General features: G+C 38.5%; 13 protein-coding genes. 3 read left to right on the top strand and 10 right to left on the bottom strand.

From position 1 onward, the window contains the following. Positions 1 to 229 precede the first annotated feature (229 nt). From ACHUE4_RS11110 to ACHUE4_RS11090, 5 genes are all read right to left on the bottom strand, one after another. Positions 230 to 1,102 (bottom strand): proline iminopeptidase-family hydrolase, encoded by an 873-nt coding sequence (locus ACHUE4_RS11110; RefSeq protein WP_394189980.1) that lies wholly within the window; start codon positions 1,100 to 1,102, stop codon positions 230 to 232. A gap of 50 nt (positions 1,103 to 1,152) precedes the next feature. After that, positions 1,153 to 1,938 carry a hypothetical protein gene (locus tag ACHUE4_RS11105; protein ID WP_394189978.1) on the bottom strand — a complete coding sequence of 262 codons (786 nt, stop codon included), beginning with the start codon at positions 1,936 to 1,938 and terminating at the stop codon, positions 1,153 to 1,155. Between the two features lie 40 nt (positions 1,939 to 1,978). After that, the gene (locus ACHUE4_RS11100; RefSeq protein WP_394189976.1) at positions 1,979 to 2,362 is read right to left on the bottom strand and encodes a DUF4181 domain-containing protein; all 384 of its coding nucleotides are present in this window, start codon (positions 2,360 to 2,362) and stop codon (positions 1,979 to 1,981) included. A 66-nt stretch (positions 2,363 to 2,428) separates the two neighbouring features. After that, positions 2,429 to 6,979 carry an FtsX-like permease family protein gene (locus ACHUE4_RS11095; RefSeq protein ID WP_394189974.1) on the bottom strand — a complete coding sequence of 1,517 codons (4,551 nt, stop codon included), beginning with the start codon at positions 6,977 to 6,979 and terminating at the stop codon, positions 2,429 to 2,431. Beyond that, the gene (locus tag ACHUE4_RS11090; protein ID WP_394189972.1) at positions 6,972 to 7,667 is read right to left on the bottom strand and encodes an ABC transporter ATP-binding protein; all 696 of its coding nucleotides are present in this window, start codon (positions 7,665 to 7,667) and stop codon (positions 6,972 to 6,974) included. Before ACHUE4_RS11090 ends, ACHUE4_RS11095 begins: the two co-directional genes overlap by 8 nt. A gap of 157 nt (positions 7,668 to 7,824) precedes the next feature. Between ACHUE4_RS11090 and ACHUE4_RS11085 the strand changes: the two genes are divergently transcribed. The 3 genes from ACHUE4_RS11085 (at position 7,825) to ACHUE4_RS11075 (ending at position 9,451) form a co-directional block, all read left to right on the top strand. Next, positions 7,825 to 8,394 carry a GNAT family N-acetyltransferase gene (locus ACHUE4_RS11085; RefSeq protein ID WP_394189970.1) on the top strand — a complete coding sequence of 190 codons (570 nt, stop codon included), beginning with the start codon at positions 7,825 to 7,827 and terminating at the stop codon, positions 8,392 to 8,394. 78 nt (positions 8,395 to 8,472) lie between these two features. Beyond that, on the top strand, positions 8,473 to 8,880 hold the full coding sequence (locus ACHUE4_RS11080; RefSeq protein ID WP_394189968.1) for an NUDIX hydrolase: 408 nt from the start codon (positions 8,473 to 8,475) through the stop codon (positions 8,878 to 8,880). Between the two features lie 127 nt (positions 8,881 to 9,007). After that, positions 9,008 to 9,451, top strand: coding sequence for a GyrI-like domain-containing protein (locus tag ACHUE4_RS11075; RefSeq protein ID WP_394189966.1), 444 nt, complete (start codon positions 9,008 to 9,010; stop codon positions 9,449 to 9,451). A 350-nt stretch (positions 9,452 to 9,801) separates the two neighbouring features. Here the strand turns inward: ACHUE4_RS11075 and ACHUE4_RS11070 are convergent, their stop codons facing one another. The 5 genes from ACHUE4_RS11070 to ACHUE4_RS11050 form a co-directional block, all read right to left on the bottom strand. After that, entirely contained in the window at positions 9,802 to 10,287 is a 486-nt protein-coding gene (locus ACHUE4_RS11070) for a methylated-DNA--[protein]-cysteine S-methyltransferase (protein ID WP_394189964.1), read from the bottom strand. Next, entirely contained in the window at positions 10,271 to 11,188 is a 918-nt protein-coding gene (locus ACHUE4_RS11065; RefSeq protein ID WP_394189962.1) for a DNA-3-methyladenine glycosylase family protein, read from the bottom strand. The genes ACHUE4_RS11070 and ACHUE4_RS11065 overlap by 17 nt, the downstream gene beginning before the upstream one ends. Continuing rightward, on the bottom strand, positions 11,185 to 11,760 hold the full coding sequence (locus ACHUE4_RS11060) for a bifunctional transcriptional activator/DNA repair enzyme AdaA (protein WP_394189960.1): 576 nt from the start codon (positions 11,758 to 11,760) through the stop codon (positions 11,185 to 11,187). Before ACHUE4_RS11060 ends, ACHUE4_RS11065 begins: the two co-directional genes overlap by 4 nt. Before the next feature lie 80 nt (positions 11,761 to 11,840). Next, the gene (locus ACHUE4_RS11055; RefSeq protein WP_394189958.1) at positions 11,841 to 12,560 is read right to left on the bottom strand and encodes a sulfite exporter TauE/SafE family protein; all 720 of its coding nucleotides are present in this window, start codon (positions 12,558 to 12,560) and stop codon (positions 11,841 to 11,843) included. 143 nt (positions 12,561 to 12,703) lie between these two features. Further along, a complete protein-coding gene (locus ACHUE4_RS11050) occupies positions 12,704 to 13,906 on the bottom strand; it encodes an ATP-binding protein (RefSeq protein ID WP_394189956.1) in 1,203 nt (400 codons plus the stop codon). Positions 13,907 to 13,944: the final 38 nt, after the last annotated feature.

Here is a 13,944-nt window from a genome sequence, read left to right as displayed (position 1 = left end):
TAGCAAACGAAGTGCGGTAGGGATTTAGAAAACGGAATTTTAGTGTTTTTTGTGTAAACTTTCTTGACAGAAGTCCAAGGCACAATGAATCCTCGAATCGACCAATCGAATCCTTGAATATGCCCCTCCAAATGGAGAATATGAAAAAAACGCGCTACAAAATCAATCAAAAAAGTAGAGAGAAATCACTCATTTCTCTCCACCTGTTTATTGAAAAGTCCCTTTGAAGTTACCTCGGTTGTTGGTTTAAGAATTCGCGCATTTTATTGGCAAAGGCTTGAGGTTCTTCCACTCCAGGCATATGTGCGCTGTTTTCGAACACATGGAAATCGGAATTTGGCGCTAAGCTCGCATAGTATTCAGTTGTTTTCGGAGTTGCTTCGTCATAGCGACCACATGTGAATAGACTTGGAATATCGATTTCGTTTAGACGATCGGTGACGTCGAAATCTTGTAATGTACCGGTCACGGTAAATTCGGATGCGCCCCACATGAATCCATAAATGGACTTGTTGCTTCTCGCCATATTAGCTAATAGCTCTTTCGGCCAAGGTAGCAATCTACAGACATGACGTTCGTAAAATTCAATCATCGCTTGGTGATATTCTGGAGAATCGGTCGTTTCGTCTCTTTCACAACGTTCGATAATTTCTTGAGATTCTTTCGGCAAATCCTTTAAGTATTCACGTTGGTCCCGCTCCCACATGCGTGAATTTAAACAAGGACTTGAGAAAATCACACTTTTCACTCCGGTTGGTTTGGTCAATAAATACGCGGCTGCAAGCATCGTACCCCATGAATGACCAAGTATATGTACTTCTTCTAGTCCTAACGCATCTCTAACTTGACCTAGTTCCTCTACATATCGCTCCACTGTCCATAATGATAGATCTTCCGGACGGTCTGAATTCCCGCACCCAAGTTGATCATAGTGAATAACTGGTCGATCGTCGCCTAGTTCACGAATCGGGTCCGACTCTCTACTCATCCCGCCTGGTCCACCGTGCAAAACTAATAATGGAATACCTGGTCCGTCTCCTGTTTTTCGGTAATATACATTACCTCCCGTTACTGGAATGTAGCCTTCTTCTGTGTGCATCATCGAATCGTCCTTTCTAAATATCTATATAAGCCTACTCATACCATTCCCTATCAATCGGATTTCTCCTGCAGGCACATGGCTGATAATCGTTTGATTTCGTTACTCATTTTTTGATTCACTGGGTATATTTTTTCTATATATGCGAGTATCTCTATAGCGGAAGACGGTACGTTTTCGTAGCCTTGCATCATGTTGCACATTCTTTTAGTAAACTCAGGAAACCGTTTTTCCACGCGTCTTTCATTGCCAAAAACATCTGGAAAATAATCGTTTTCTTGTTCCACGAGATGCAGAATTGAAATGATGTTGTCTACGGCACTCGTCTCTACGAATTTTACTCCAGACAGCTTCTCGCCTCTCGCATAACGGCAAAGTCCCACATATAGATTGGTTAAGGCTTCGTTCAACGCATAATCCATTGTTTCAGGTCTCGCTACGTCTGTTTTTTGACGAGGAGTTCCGAGGTTGGGGTTGGTGAATAAAGCATCCTGCCACACGATTCTACCTGCCGAATAAGCTATGCTTGTCATTTCCTGTTCTTCAAAAATGGCAAACTCACCGTAAATCCCATCTTCAAATAAGATTTTATGGCCATCTTTCGTGTTTTGGAATGAATAGCCAAGTGGGTGAACTGATTCAAGCCAATCTAATTGGTCAATGAATCGAGGTTTGAAACCAGGCTTCACAATGACAAAGAAATCTAAATCAGAATATGCATCAAGACGCTCTAACTCAATACCCACAGACCCAAGTGCTAATAGCAAAAGAGCACCATCCGTTTGAGCTAAGTTCTTTCCTATGTCGTCTAATCTGTTGAGCAATAACTGTTCTCTCATTTCCTCTACCTCCTTAATCAAGTCAAAAGTTATGAACGTTTCAATTTCCTCCAATAATAAGGACGAAAAGAATCATCAAATAAAGCAGTGAACTCAACCATTCGTGATAAAACGCTTTATCCTTTCGGTGTAACCACCATTCTTCTATACCACTATTGATGCTGAGCATAATAAATAGACCAAACATAGCAAATAGATAAGAATGTGATCCCATAAAAGTAAAATCACCGTTTGCATAGCCCATTATCACGCCAATAAACAAAAAGATGAACAGAAAATCGATGGCTAAAAAGTATCGATTTCTATGCATAGAAATCAATCCTCTTCTTTTGATTTTAATGCCCAGTTTCTTATTTAAGTAGAAACTGATGGCTAAATAGATGGCAAAGACTACTAGTATTTCTATAAACGGAAAGTTTTCCATTGGACATCTCCTTTCACCTTATTAAATTCAATTTATAAAAAAAGAGCTACTCAGTAGCTCTCGATATCAATCCAGCACTAACCATTCCTCTAAAAACTCATTAGTATCCTCTTCAAAATACTCATTTAAGAATTCTGCAAATACCTTACTATCAACGTACTTAAACTTATATGCTTTGAAATACTCAGATAAGAATTGTAGTGCTTCTTCTTGTCCTCCATGTTCATTAAAAAAGTCCCTTAACACTAGCGGCGTTTTCCCATAGACAGTAGATACATATTGACCGCCTTCAAATTCATTTAATGGGATATTTACAATGTCACTAGTTGAACTATGTTGTGATAGATTACTGGCAAATGCAAAGCCGATCGATTCATTATACTTTTCTGTTAAGTAGATTGACGTCACAAACTCTGTTAAACCTTCGTCCAACCAGGCATCTTTATGCGGATCATTTGAAACCATATAATAAAACCATTGATGTGCAATTTCGTGAACAAGTGTGTGTTCAAAACTTTGTGAGTCGTTAGAAACTTCAATTACATTTGGATATTCCATATTTCCACCGTTACCGATGATGTCTAATTCATGAAAAGGATTTTCTCCTAAGTTTGATTCGAAATAAGCATAAGCTTCTACAGCTGATTTAGCCATTTCCTCTGAGAAGTCTGGTCCATCGGATGGTAAAAATACTCTCAAATTCGTATCATTCACGATGGCTGACTTACTCGTCCATTCATTAGGATTTAACAACCCCAAATAGAAGTCTTTCACATTTTCTCCTTCAATCGTTCCTGAAGAAGTTGGCTGAATTTGATTATCTTGACCTGAACTGACAACTAAATAGTCTTTTGGAAGTTCATAATTCACCACGTAATCCCCATAACTCGTGTGATAGGACTCTCCCTTTACATCAAAATCTTTAATATGCCACCCTTTTTGGTAGTGCCCTAGCATCGGATACCATTGAGCTAAATAAAAATTATCTTTTACTCTAGAGAGGCGAGCACCGTTTTCAGGTAAAACCAAGGTGTATTGTATTTGAACCTTTTTGTTTTCACCAGGTAAAAAATCGTTATTAAGCTTAAGTAAAAGTTTGTTGTTTGTTAACTCATACTGTAGGTCTTCTCCCGACTCCATAATTGAAGTAATCGTAACATCGGCAGCGTCAATCAGGAATTCAGGTTTATTTTCTTCAGTAAACGCATTCGGAATGAAATAAAACCCGATATCTCTCCAAGTATCTTGTGATTCATTCATTACATCGATTTCAGCACTGATATGAAATCTATTTTCCTCATCTAATTTAACATCTAAAATATATTTCCCACTTCCACCCGGCATAATATTATCTTTACTTAAAGTTTTATTTTTAGAGGGAATATCTACAATAATATGACCTGCTAAATTAGAAGTATTGATATACATCGCCATTTCTCCGCGGTTTTTTGGAACTTCATATGTTAATAACACTGTGGTTTCTCCAGGGGCAAAGAGACTAAAATCCCCCGGATAATGCCATTTCCCTTTTTCTATAACCTTCATATCAATAACTTTGTATTCTTTTCCAGACTCATCAATTAGTCTATATCCATGTGGTTTATATGGTCCTGTATTTTCTTCACCGCTTTCCTGCTTTGCTGTTACAGGAATGGAAAGTAATTCATAATCTTTACTAGAAGCTTTTAAGTCAGACGGTGGGACTGCCAATTCACCAAAAAATAAATCAACAGATAGTTTCCCCTCACCTGTCGCTTCTCCTAAAGAAAGTGCTCTCCAAGCAGTATTTCTTAATTTTGAAATGGCATTTTCCTGTGTTTCTAAATCACTTTTTTCTTTCTCTTTTTCCTCACCAATCTCATTATTCTTAGTCGAAACGGGTAATAAATTTCCTTTCGTACCTTCTACTTCTGCAGATCCCGCTAACTTACCAACGGATGTTCCTTGATTTTCAGGGATAGCATAAATGAATAAAGATAGTATCCCAACTAGTAATCCGACTCCTGCAGCACTAATAGCCCACTTGAATTGTTTTTCTACCTTTTTAGAGTTTTGGAGTATTCCACTAATAGCTTGGTATGGCAAGATGCGAGCTGCTTTCTCAGCAGGCAATACAGCACCTACTACCCCCGTAATAATCGGAATGAGTATGGTAGAAAATAAGAAGACAAACTCGCCCTTAGGTAGTTCCCCATACATGCGATAAATGATGATTAATGCTAATCCTAGACCAAGTATCCCGGCTAAAAGACCACTTATTGCTCCTTCTAGTAACACAAGTAAGCGAATGCCTTTATTTTGCCAGCCTGTAGCTTTTAAAACAGCAATCTGAGGTTGTCGCTCAGCAACATTTTGCCACATGATTTCAGTAGTGGTTAAAATAGCGATCAGAAGTGCGACACCCATCGCTACGTAATGCATCATACCAACCTCAAGCGCAACAAATTCACCTAACCAAGTTGCATATAAGACCCCTTTTAATCTAAACGTAACGAAGAGAAAAAAGATAAATAGACTCGTAGGCACAGCTATAGCGATAATCGACAACAAGCTTCGCTGCCACTGTGTAAATAAGTTGTTCATACTCATCCCAAGTACTGATTCGGCTCTCACAATTCGGTTCGTTCGTTTTGATACTTCTCCAGATCTCATGGACTCGTAAGGTTTAATACGTTTAATTAACCAAATGGGTATAAGTGATCCTAGCCAATAAATCGCTAACCCGCTAACACCAATTAAGAAGACCCGTAAAAGTGAGGTATCTATGCTACCCGATACAAAGAACATCCCTAAAATGAACCAACTTATTAACGCAACAAGCGCCCCTAAAATCGTCGACTCTAAAAAGAGTAATTTGGATAATTGTGATGGTCGCCATCCTAAAGAAAGCAATACGGCAAATTCTTTCTTCCTTGCAAATAACATGATGATATTCGAGGCAAATACATAAACAATGGCTACTAAAATCACACTTGCTATGACGCCAGCCATTCCTATTTTTGCTTCTTGGAAGATCGATATAGAAGAACCTAACTTAATCCATGGTTGTTGAACCCAACCAAGTGCTTCTTCACCAGCTAAACCAGGTAAGTGAGTCAAAGCATACTGTGGTGAAGATCCTAGTGTAATATCCGTTATTAGACCAGTCTTCTCCTCAATTTCAGTTGCAACCTCTTTTAATAGAACTTCACTTTCCTCATTCATCGTTTCTACACCTGTCACATTTACGCGAATTGCCGATATGGGTGTGTCTCCTAAAACACGCGCTGCTGCATCAAGTGTTGTTAATACAAGAGGTGGTTTTGTTAAAAACCCATATGCATCATTTGTGGGTTTCATATCCATTGGCGGATTAACCGGGTTATTTGAAGAATCCATTACCCATTGAGCTTTTGCAGGAAAATACGTTTCCATTGGCAATTCCGTTAGAGGATCCTTTGATACTTTCAAATTCTGAGGGTCAAATACACCAATAAAATTCATACGTAACTTTGGCCATTTCGAACTATTTTCGCTATAAGGATTAAATTGTCGATACATATTTTTCGTGTAAAAAGGTGAGTCATCCGGGAGTTTAAATGGTTCTACTTCATACGTATAAGGCCATCTCTCGCCAAAAGGACTTGTTACTGGGTTATATTTTACCGTTGAAGGTTTTAGAGCAACCCAAACAGAATCAGGTAGTCTCACAATGCCATCATATGAAGGATTTACTATCTTTTCTACCAGCATGTTATGAACGTCAGTTGTATTGTACGTATATTCTTCGACCTGTGTCCCTTTGAGAGTATCTAAATAGCTCTCTTTTCCTTTATTCCGAATGTCCTCAATTGTTTCATGTTGATTGGTTTCAAAAGGTATATCCATTTTTTCGATTGTATACGTGATGTTCGCATCTACAAAGTCTTGATTACTTATAATCACTGGAATCTGTATTTCCTCTATATTGGCATCCAACTGCATGGCAGTAAAAGGTTCATCCTGGCTAAAATAACGACTGTTATCACTTGCAACCATTGCCTGATCAATGCCAACTAAGGCTGCTTCAGCTTCTGGATCTATACCTGCAATCATCACTTCTGTGCCGTAAGACAGAGGTTGCATCCCTGGAGATACACCATAATCAGTCGCATCCGGTGGAAACCAAGAACCGACTGTGACATATTGGTTAAATTCTTCAGTTGTTATTTTTGCACCAGTATTCGTTTTCTCAACGATTTTGATTCGATAAATACCCGGGTCCTTAATGTCTGGGTCTTTCAACTCTACATAATTAGTACTTGAACCAATCATGGCAATTGGAGCCGCAATATCAACATTCTCGATTTGTTTTATCTGCTCATATTGTTCGAGGCTTATTCCGCCTTCCATTCCACTTAAATAGTTAGGTTCTAAAAGATTCAAGTCCTCAGTAACACTTCGGCTCCCCTCCGGACGAACGACTAGATGATAGGAAGACTTCCATCTCTTTTGAAGTTCGTCGACTACTGTTCCGTTATTTGCTTGAGTAATTCCGATTAAATAACTAAGGCCTGTACTTAATATCAAGACACCAACCAGTAGCAATATAAACCGTTCTTTATTTCTCCACCACGAATTCCAAATGAATTTAAGCATATTGATTTACCACAGTATCAGCAATAAGTAACCCGTCACGCATTTCGATTTTTCGATTCGCACGATTAGCAAGTTCAGGGTCGTGCGTGACAAATAAAACGCCACATCCTTTTTCTCTGTTTAAAGAAAGCAGCAATTGAAAAATGATTTCCCCTGTTTCCGTATCGAGGTTCCCTGTTGGTTCATCTGCTAGTAACCAGTTCGGTTCGTGAACTAAAGCACGTGCGATAGCAATACGTTGTTGTTGACCACCGGATAATTGAGATGGCAAAGAATTCTCTTTGTCTTTTAGTCCAACCATTTCAAGGAGTTCTTGTGCTCGTTGTTTTTTATCGTAAGTGACTTTACGACCAAATAAAGGTGCCATGATATTTTCAAGAGCTGTTAGCGTTGGAATGAGATGAAATTGTTGAAAGATAAATCCAATGTTTTCAAAACGAAAATCTGCCATCTGTTTATTGTTTAATTTATTTGTAGGTTTGTTTTCATAAAGCATTTCTCCACTAGAAGGGATATCTAGTGTTCCTAAAATGCTTAATAATGTTGATTTGCCAGAGCCGGATGGTCCTATAATGGATACAAACTCCCCTTCGGTTATTTTCAGGTTCACATCTTTTAATGCATATGTTTCAATTCCATCACCTTTAAAAAGCTTTTCTATCTCTCTACACTCTATGGAATTCTTCATTTTGACTCCCCCTTGTAGTAAAAATTGTAAATTCTGTATATTACAAATATAACAGAAATTGAAACCATAAAAAGGAGAATAAAAAACTTCTTGTGACTTCAACAGATTTTCGATTATGATGAGTGAATAACAATTTATGGATAAAGGGTGTTTGGGAATGAATCATATATTAAGAGAGATTGCGACGAGTCTTGAAACAGAACGATTAATTTTACGAATGCCACAAGTTGGGGATGGAACAGTTGTGCATCAAGCGATTGTAGCGTCACTTGACGAAATGAAGCCTTGGCTTCCATTTGTACAAACAACACCAGCTGTTGAGGATACGGAAGCGAATATTCGAGAGTCTATTTCTAACTTTATGCGCAGAACCGGTCTACGGTTTTTGATTTTCAATAAAGAAACAAATGAATATATCGGAACAACTGGTTTTCATAATATTGACTGGGATGTACAGAAGCTGGAGATTGGTTACTGGATTGACACGAGACATGCAGGTAAAGGATACATGGTGGAAGCCATTGATCGATTGTCCCGTTATGCTCTTGAAAATCTTGAGATGAAGCGTGTTGAAATTCGTACGGAAGCTGAAAACGTGAAAAGTCGTGCGATTCCTGAAAAGCTTGGATTCCGTTTAGAAGGTATTTTAGAAAATGAGGACTTATCGGTAGATGGTTTGAGATGGACCGATACGTGTATTTATGCAAAAACAACGAAGAAACCTTGAGCTGAATTTTTCGTTCTTTAATTAAAGATGTACATACCGAGAAAATAGATTTTTTATTGGAAATGGAGATTAAAGAAGATGCCAGTACCAAAACATATTGTGTCAGCAGCAACAATTGTCTTAAATGAAAAGAATGAGATTTTATTGATCAAAGGTCCGAGAAGAGGATGGGAAATGCCTGGCGGACAGGTGGAAGAAGGCGAATCCTTACAAGATGCGGCAATTAGAGAAACAAAAGAAGAATCAGGAATTGATATTGAAGTGACGAAGTTTTGTGGCGTATTTCAAAATGTTAGTGGTTCCATTTGTAATACATTATTTCTGGCAACACCGGTTGGTGGCGAATTAACTACTAGTCCTGAGAGTCTAGAAGTAGGTTTCTTCCCTATTCAACAAGCATTAGAAATGGTCACGTGGAAAAACTTCAGACAACGAATTGAGTACTGTATAAATGACGAACTTCAACCTTTTTATATTGCTTTTTAATGGTTAATTGACCACCATCCACCTGGAACGAAAGTCAACAATATCGTTCAATTGAGCCAAAAAACAAAGGACATTTTTAGTGGATGTAGAATTAATTATTGAAGATGAACTACAAGGGGGACCTAGTGTGGAATTTGCAATGGTAAAAAAGAATTTTCATGTGGTAGGCATAAAAAATAGTGGGAGATTTGCTGACTTTGGTCGCGAAGTGCCTCACTCTGCACGTCAATTCATGAGTCGGGCAAACGAGATTGACCATCGTACGGAGACAGAAATTGCCCTCTATGAACCCAAAAGAGATGACAACCATCTTGAAGGAGAGTATTACGTCGGTTTGATTGTTAAGGATGCATTAAACGAAGTTCCGGAAGGTATGGAATATATGTTGGCAAGTAATGATTATGCTACAGCCCGTGGGAAAATCAGTGAGGTTGGAAACCTCCATGCCAAACTGGCAAAATGGACGGTTGATAAAGGCTATCAAAGAAACTTAGATTCCTTAATTATAGAGACCTATCATCCTATGGAAAGTGATGAAGAAGAGGTTGAAATTTACTTGCCCGTTCTTTGAGGGAGGCTTTAAAATAATTGGGTTAAAAAGTAGCTGAAGTGCTTCTAATTAAAAATGGAGAGATTTCGTTCAAAATTGAACGATCTCTCCTTTTTCTTTGATATTCTTTACTTCGTTTCCTTCAATAAGGTTATAATTCGTTTTAGATTTACTACGAATATAGCCATGGCTACTTGCATTTGCATACTAAATAGACCCTCCCGCGAAAAGCGTCCGTCTGTAACGATAATCTACTTAATCGTTTTAACAGAGCTATTAACTCGATACATCGAAATAGGGAGTCTTTGATAAACTATTTATACTTTTTCAGTGGATTCCCACTTGGTTTGATGTTTTTAAATTTTTTTCATTTACTTTAGCTGTTGAAATTTTTGTTCGTGATTTAGCAGCCATTCTTTTCTCCATAAGCCACCGGCATAGCCGACTAGTTTGCCGCTCGCTCCGATGATTCGGTGACAAGGGATGACAATGCTTAGCTTGTTTCTGCCGTTTGCGGTACCGACTGCACGGATGGCTTTTTCATTTCCCATCGTGACGGCAATATGTTTGTAAGATGCCGTTTTCGCGAAAGGAATTGTCGTAAGCGATTGCCAGACTAATTGTTGAAAAGGTGTGCCTTCTATCATCATCGGGAAGGTGAATTCATGTCGTTCGCCTTTAAAATATTCATCTAATTGACTGTAGCAATCCTTTATGACTTGCGGTGTGTCTTCACTTATTGGATTGACTAAGATGTCTTCTTCAGCAAACAAAATCGAGTAAATCGCTTCGTTTGAACCGACGATTTCGATGACGCCTATTGGGGATTGATAGTCGACTTTATAGCGTTCTGTCATATAAGGACCTCCAGAGATAGAAAGTGGCATATGCTTGCCAACCTTCCCAGTGTGCTGCGATTTCTTTTATTTCCATAATGGATGGTTTTCGTTCCAACCCTAGTTGATTTTTTAGTGCATTGTGTAGACCGACATCAGCGATCGGAAAAGCAGCTTGGTGGTGTAGGCATTTCATGAGCACGTAATCAGCCGTCCATGCCCCCACACCTCTTATATGGATTAAAGCTTGATACATGTCGAGTGGCGTTGGCATGTTTAGTAACTTTTCTTTTGTAAGCTCTCCACTTGCTAATGTCTTTGCAATGCCAATAATGTACTCGGCTTTACGCCCCGTGAATTGGAGAGGCCGTAAATCCTCCACTTCAAGAGTTGCGATTCGCGCAGCTGACGGATATAGCCAGTAAGTTTGCTCACCATGAGATAAGCTCTCGCCAAATTGTTCCACAAAGCGTTTTTTTAGCGTGTATGCAAAAGTCAGGTTGATTTGTTGCCCCATAACAGCCCATGATAAAGCTTCAAATAGATCCGGGAGACACATCATCCGTAGTCCTTCGTATTCGTTGGTTAGCTTATGTAAGATCGGGTCTTCAACAGCCATTTTGTAGAATTCGTTTAAATCTGTGTCTAAGTCGAACCATTCCCATATATATTCTGCAATTTCTTTGCGCACTATTTGTGAAGGTGGGCTTATTGGAAATTCAACTTTAAGCATATTTGAGTGATGACTTATTTTGAATAAAACCAAGTTCCCGGCTACACGGTGTAGCTTCCATATCGCTCCGTCTTTTATTTCATAAAGCACTTCCTGCTCTGATCTGCCTAGAAACAGCAAACACTCTTCGTAATTGAATGGAGCAGGTGGCGATATGTCAATGGTCGATTCCTTATCTAACCAATTCATATGATGCTTTCCTTTACAGCGTGACGTTGTCGATACTCACTTGGTGAACATTCATGAATTCTGCGAAATACTTTATAGAAATTGGACGTGCTTTGGAATCCAACTTCGTAGCAAATTTCTAGATTCGTGTGATTGAAATTGACTAAATAATAGCTCGCTTTATCAATCCGTATTTTTTCTAAGAATGTGCGTGGTGTTTTGGATGTCTCCTGTTTAAATAGACGTTCTAAATGGTAAGGACTCAGTCCAACATGATCCGCTATATCTTGTAATGTGAGTTTTTGTTTATAGTGATTGAGTAAGTAACTGGTCACTTGTTGAACCAGTTCTGTGTATGGCGAATGTTCGACCTCCGGTTTGCAACGTTTGCATGCACGGTAACCCGCTCCCTCCGCCTCAGTCATATCTTGATAGAACTCCACGTTGACCTTTTTCGGCTTGCGCGAACGACAAGAGGGCCGACAATAGATTTTCGTGGTTTTGACTGCCGTGTAAAATAGCCCATCGTAAGCTGCATCACAGACCATAATTTTCTCCCACATTTCTTCAAATGAAAGATGAACTGTCGTCATTTTGTTCCCTCCCTGTCGATCGCATTCCTTTTCTATATTCTAACAAGAAAACGGCCTTACAATCGTCCTCATTCTTGCGGTTATGGTCTTAAACTATCTATTAACAGATACAATCCGGTGATGAGTAAAATGGCATATGTAAAAATCCGAAAGAGCTGCTGATTTATTCGTTTGAAAAGCAACTGACCCACATACAATCCAGCGATGACGAGCGGAAGTGAAAGACCGCTTGATACCCAAACCGTTTTATTCGTGCCAACAAAAAGCATTTGAATTCCTAAACTCATGGCGTATATAAACAAATAGAAGGCTAACGTGGTTGCACGCAGCTTGTCTTTTTGCGTATCCGTTCCGGCGAAATAAAGCAGTAATGGAGGACCTGGCATACCAATGCTACTGGTTAATAAACCCGATAACCCACCAACTATTCCATCCCTCGATTTGGTTTGATTTACGCGGAATTGGAGTAGGAGCAGGATTGTTAATAATAGAATGAGTAAACTTACCCCGATTTTCAAACTCGTTATGTCTACATATAAAAAGATTAATATGCCAATCGGCAACCCAGCGGTACTCCCAATCATGAATCGTTTGAGTATGCCGTAATCTACGTGATCTTTAATTTTTGCAATTAAAGCAATTGAAATGACGAGCGATAAGATTAAGTTAATTTGAATCGCTTCCATTGGTTTAAATAGTAATAGGAGAAATGGCGTGGCTAAAATTGAAAAACCAAATCCCGTCGCCGTTTGGAGGATTGATGCGATTAATATGATGCATACGAATAGCACGATTTCCACGTTCTCACCTCCCTTTTCCACCACTCTGTTGAAAACAGTCAATTTCCTGTTATATCTCACACAGATTGGCACATTTAACGGTCAATTTGAAGATTTCATCGCACAATTGCATCTCAACAACTACATAACTAGGTGAGATTTCTTTATTCAACTGAAGGAAAACGAACAATCACTGTGGTTCCTTCCCCTTCAATGCTTTTGAACTGAATAGAACCTTTGTATTTTTCAACGATATTAAAACAAATCATGAGTCCGAGACCTGTTCCCTTACTTTTTAATGAATAAAAAGGTGTTCCAAGGGATTTCACTTGTTCTTCTGACATACCAAAACCAGAATCGGTGATTTGAATTTCAATCTCATTCTGTATTTTCTCAGCCCGAATGATGACCGAATCACCTTTACTAGAAACCTCAATTGCATTTTTCACGAGGTTAATAAACAATTGTTTCAATTCGATATGATTCGCCGAGATGAAGATATCCCCAGGAACTTGTAGGTCGATACTATTTTGATGAAACACTCCGTATGACATGAGTAACTCAGACACACTTTGAAGTAACTTTTGAACATCTACCGTTTCCAATTTTTGATCATTATCTGGTTTCGCAATGGCTAAAAACTGAGAAATGACATATTCCGCCGTGTTTAATTCCTCAATCATTAACGAAAAATCTTTTTTTGCATCCACACGAATGAGAGGGTCATGTTCGTAGATTTGCAAAAATCCTTTTACTACTGTCAATGGGTTTCGAATTTCGTGAGCGACTGCAGCGGCTAATTGACCCGTTGTCTTTAATTTCTCTGAATGCTGAAGTTCCTCGTAGTACAATTGCTGTTTTTTGATTCGATCAGAAGATATATCAAAAATCAGATATAAAATCACTTGGCTACCAATGAAGTTAATCATATTCCCCGTCAAATCCATGGTAATATGCGAGTAATTGGTGCCTTGATCGATTAACACCACATAGCCAAATGTGAGGGTAATTAGAGCGGCGTTAAACACTAATGAGAAATAAAACAGTCTTTTATCAAAAAACAAGATTGAAAACGCTGGAATAAAGCATAGAAAAATAAACGTCGACCACGTTTCTGGATATAAAAAGAAAAGCATGTAAAAATAAGCCGCACCAGTCATAATGATACTGATTCGAAAATGAAAACTTTCGAATTTCGGGTATATCAATAAAGATACAGACAACAAAACGAGTAATACGGTATGAAGAAGCAATCCAATTTCTAATCCATCATAACGAGGAATGACAACCAACAAACCACTCGTCATTATGATGACGGTTATCAAAGTGAGAATGTAATATTGTTTTTTTATATAGAATTGTTTCAAAAAAACACACCTTCTGTTGTAAAAAATTACTAATCCAT

Origin of the sequence: Paenisporosarcina quisquiliarum, from assembly GCF_043641925.1 — a bacterium.
GTDB classification, from domain to species: domain Bacteria; phylum Bacillota; class Bacilli; order Bacillales_A; family Planococcaceae; genus Paenisporosarcina; species Paenisporosarcina quisquiliarum_A.
The sequence above is the reverse complement of the archived record's forward strand: the minus strand, read 5'-3'. Positions and strand labels throughout refer to the sequence as shown.

Coding starts and splice junctions, on each gene's coding strand:
- ACHUE4_RS11110 (WP_394189980.1), bottom strand. CDS start 1,102: ATGATGCACACAGAAGAAGGCTACATTCCAGTAACGGGAGGTAATGTA.
- ACHUE4_RS11105 (WP_394189978.1), bottom strand. CDS start 1,938: ATGAGAGAACAGTTATTGCTCAACAGATTAGACGACATAGGAAAGAAC.
- ACHUE4_RS11100 (WP_394189976.1), bottom strand. CDS start 2,362: ATGGAAAACTTTCCGTTTATAGAAATACTAGTAGTCTTTGCCATCTAT.
- ACHUE4_RS11095 (WP_394189974.1), bottom strand. CDS start 6,979: ATGCTTAAATTCATTTGGAATTCGTGGTGGAGAAATAAAGAACGGTTT.
- ACHUE4_RS11090 (WP_394189972.1), bottom strand. CDS start 7,667: ATGAAGAATTCCATAGAGTGTAGAGAGATAGAAAAGCTTTTTAAAGGT.
- ACHUE4_RS11085 (WP_394189970.1), top strand. CDS start 7,825: ATGAATCATATATTAAGAGAGATTGCGACGAGTCTTGAAACAGAACGA.
- ACHUE4_RS11080 (WP_394189968.1), top strand. CDS start 8,473: ATGCCAGTACCAAAACATATTGTGTCAGCAGCAACAATTGTCTTAAAT.
- ACHUE4_RS11070 (WP_394189964.1), bottom strand. CDS start 10,287: ATGACAGAACGCTATAAAGTCGACTATCAATCCCCAATAGGCGTCATC.
- ACHUE4_RS11065 (WP_394189962.1), bottom strand. CDS start 11,188: ATGAATTGGTTAGATAAGGAATCGACCATTGACATATCGCCACCTGCT.
- ACHUE4_RS11060 (WP_394189960.1), bottom strand. CDS start 11,760: ATGACGACAGTTCATCTTTCATTTGAAGAAATGTGGGAGAAAATTATG.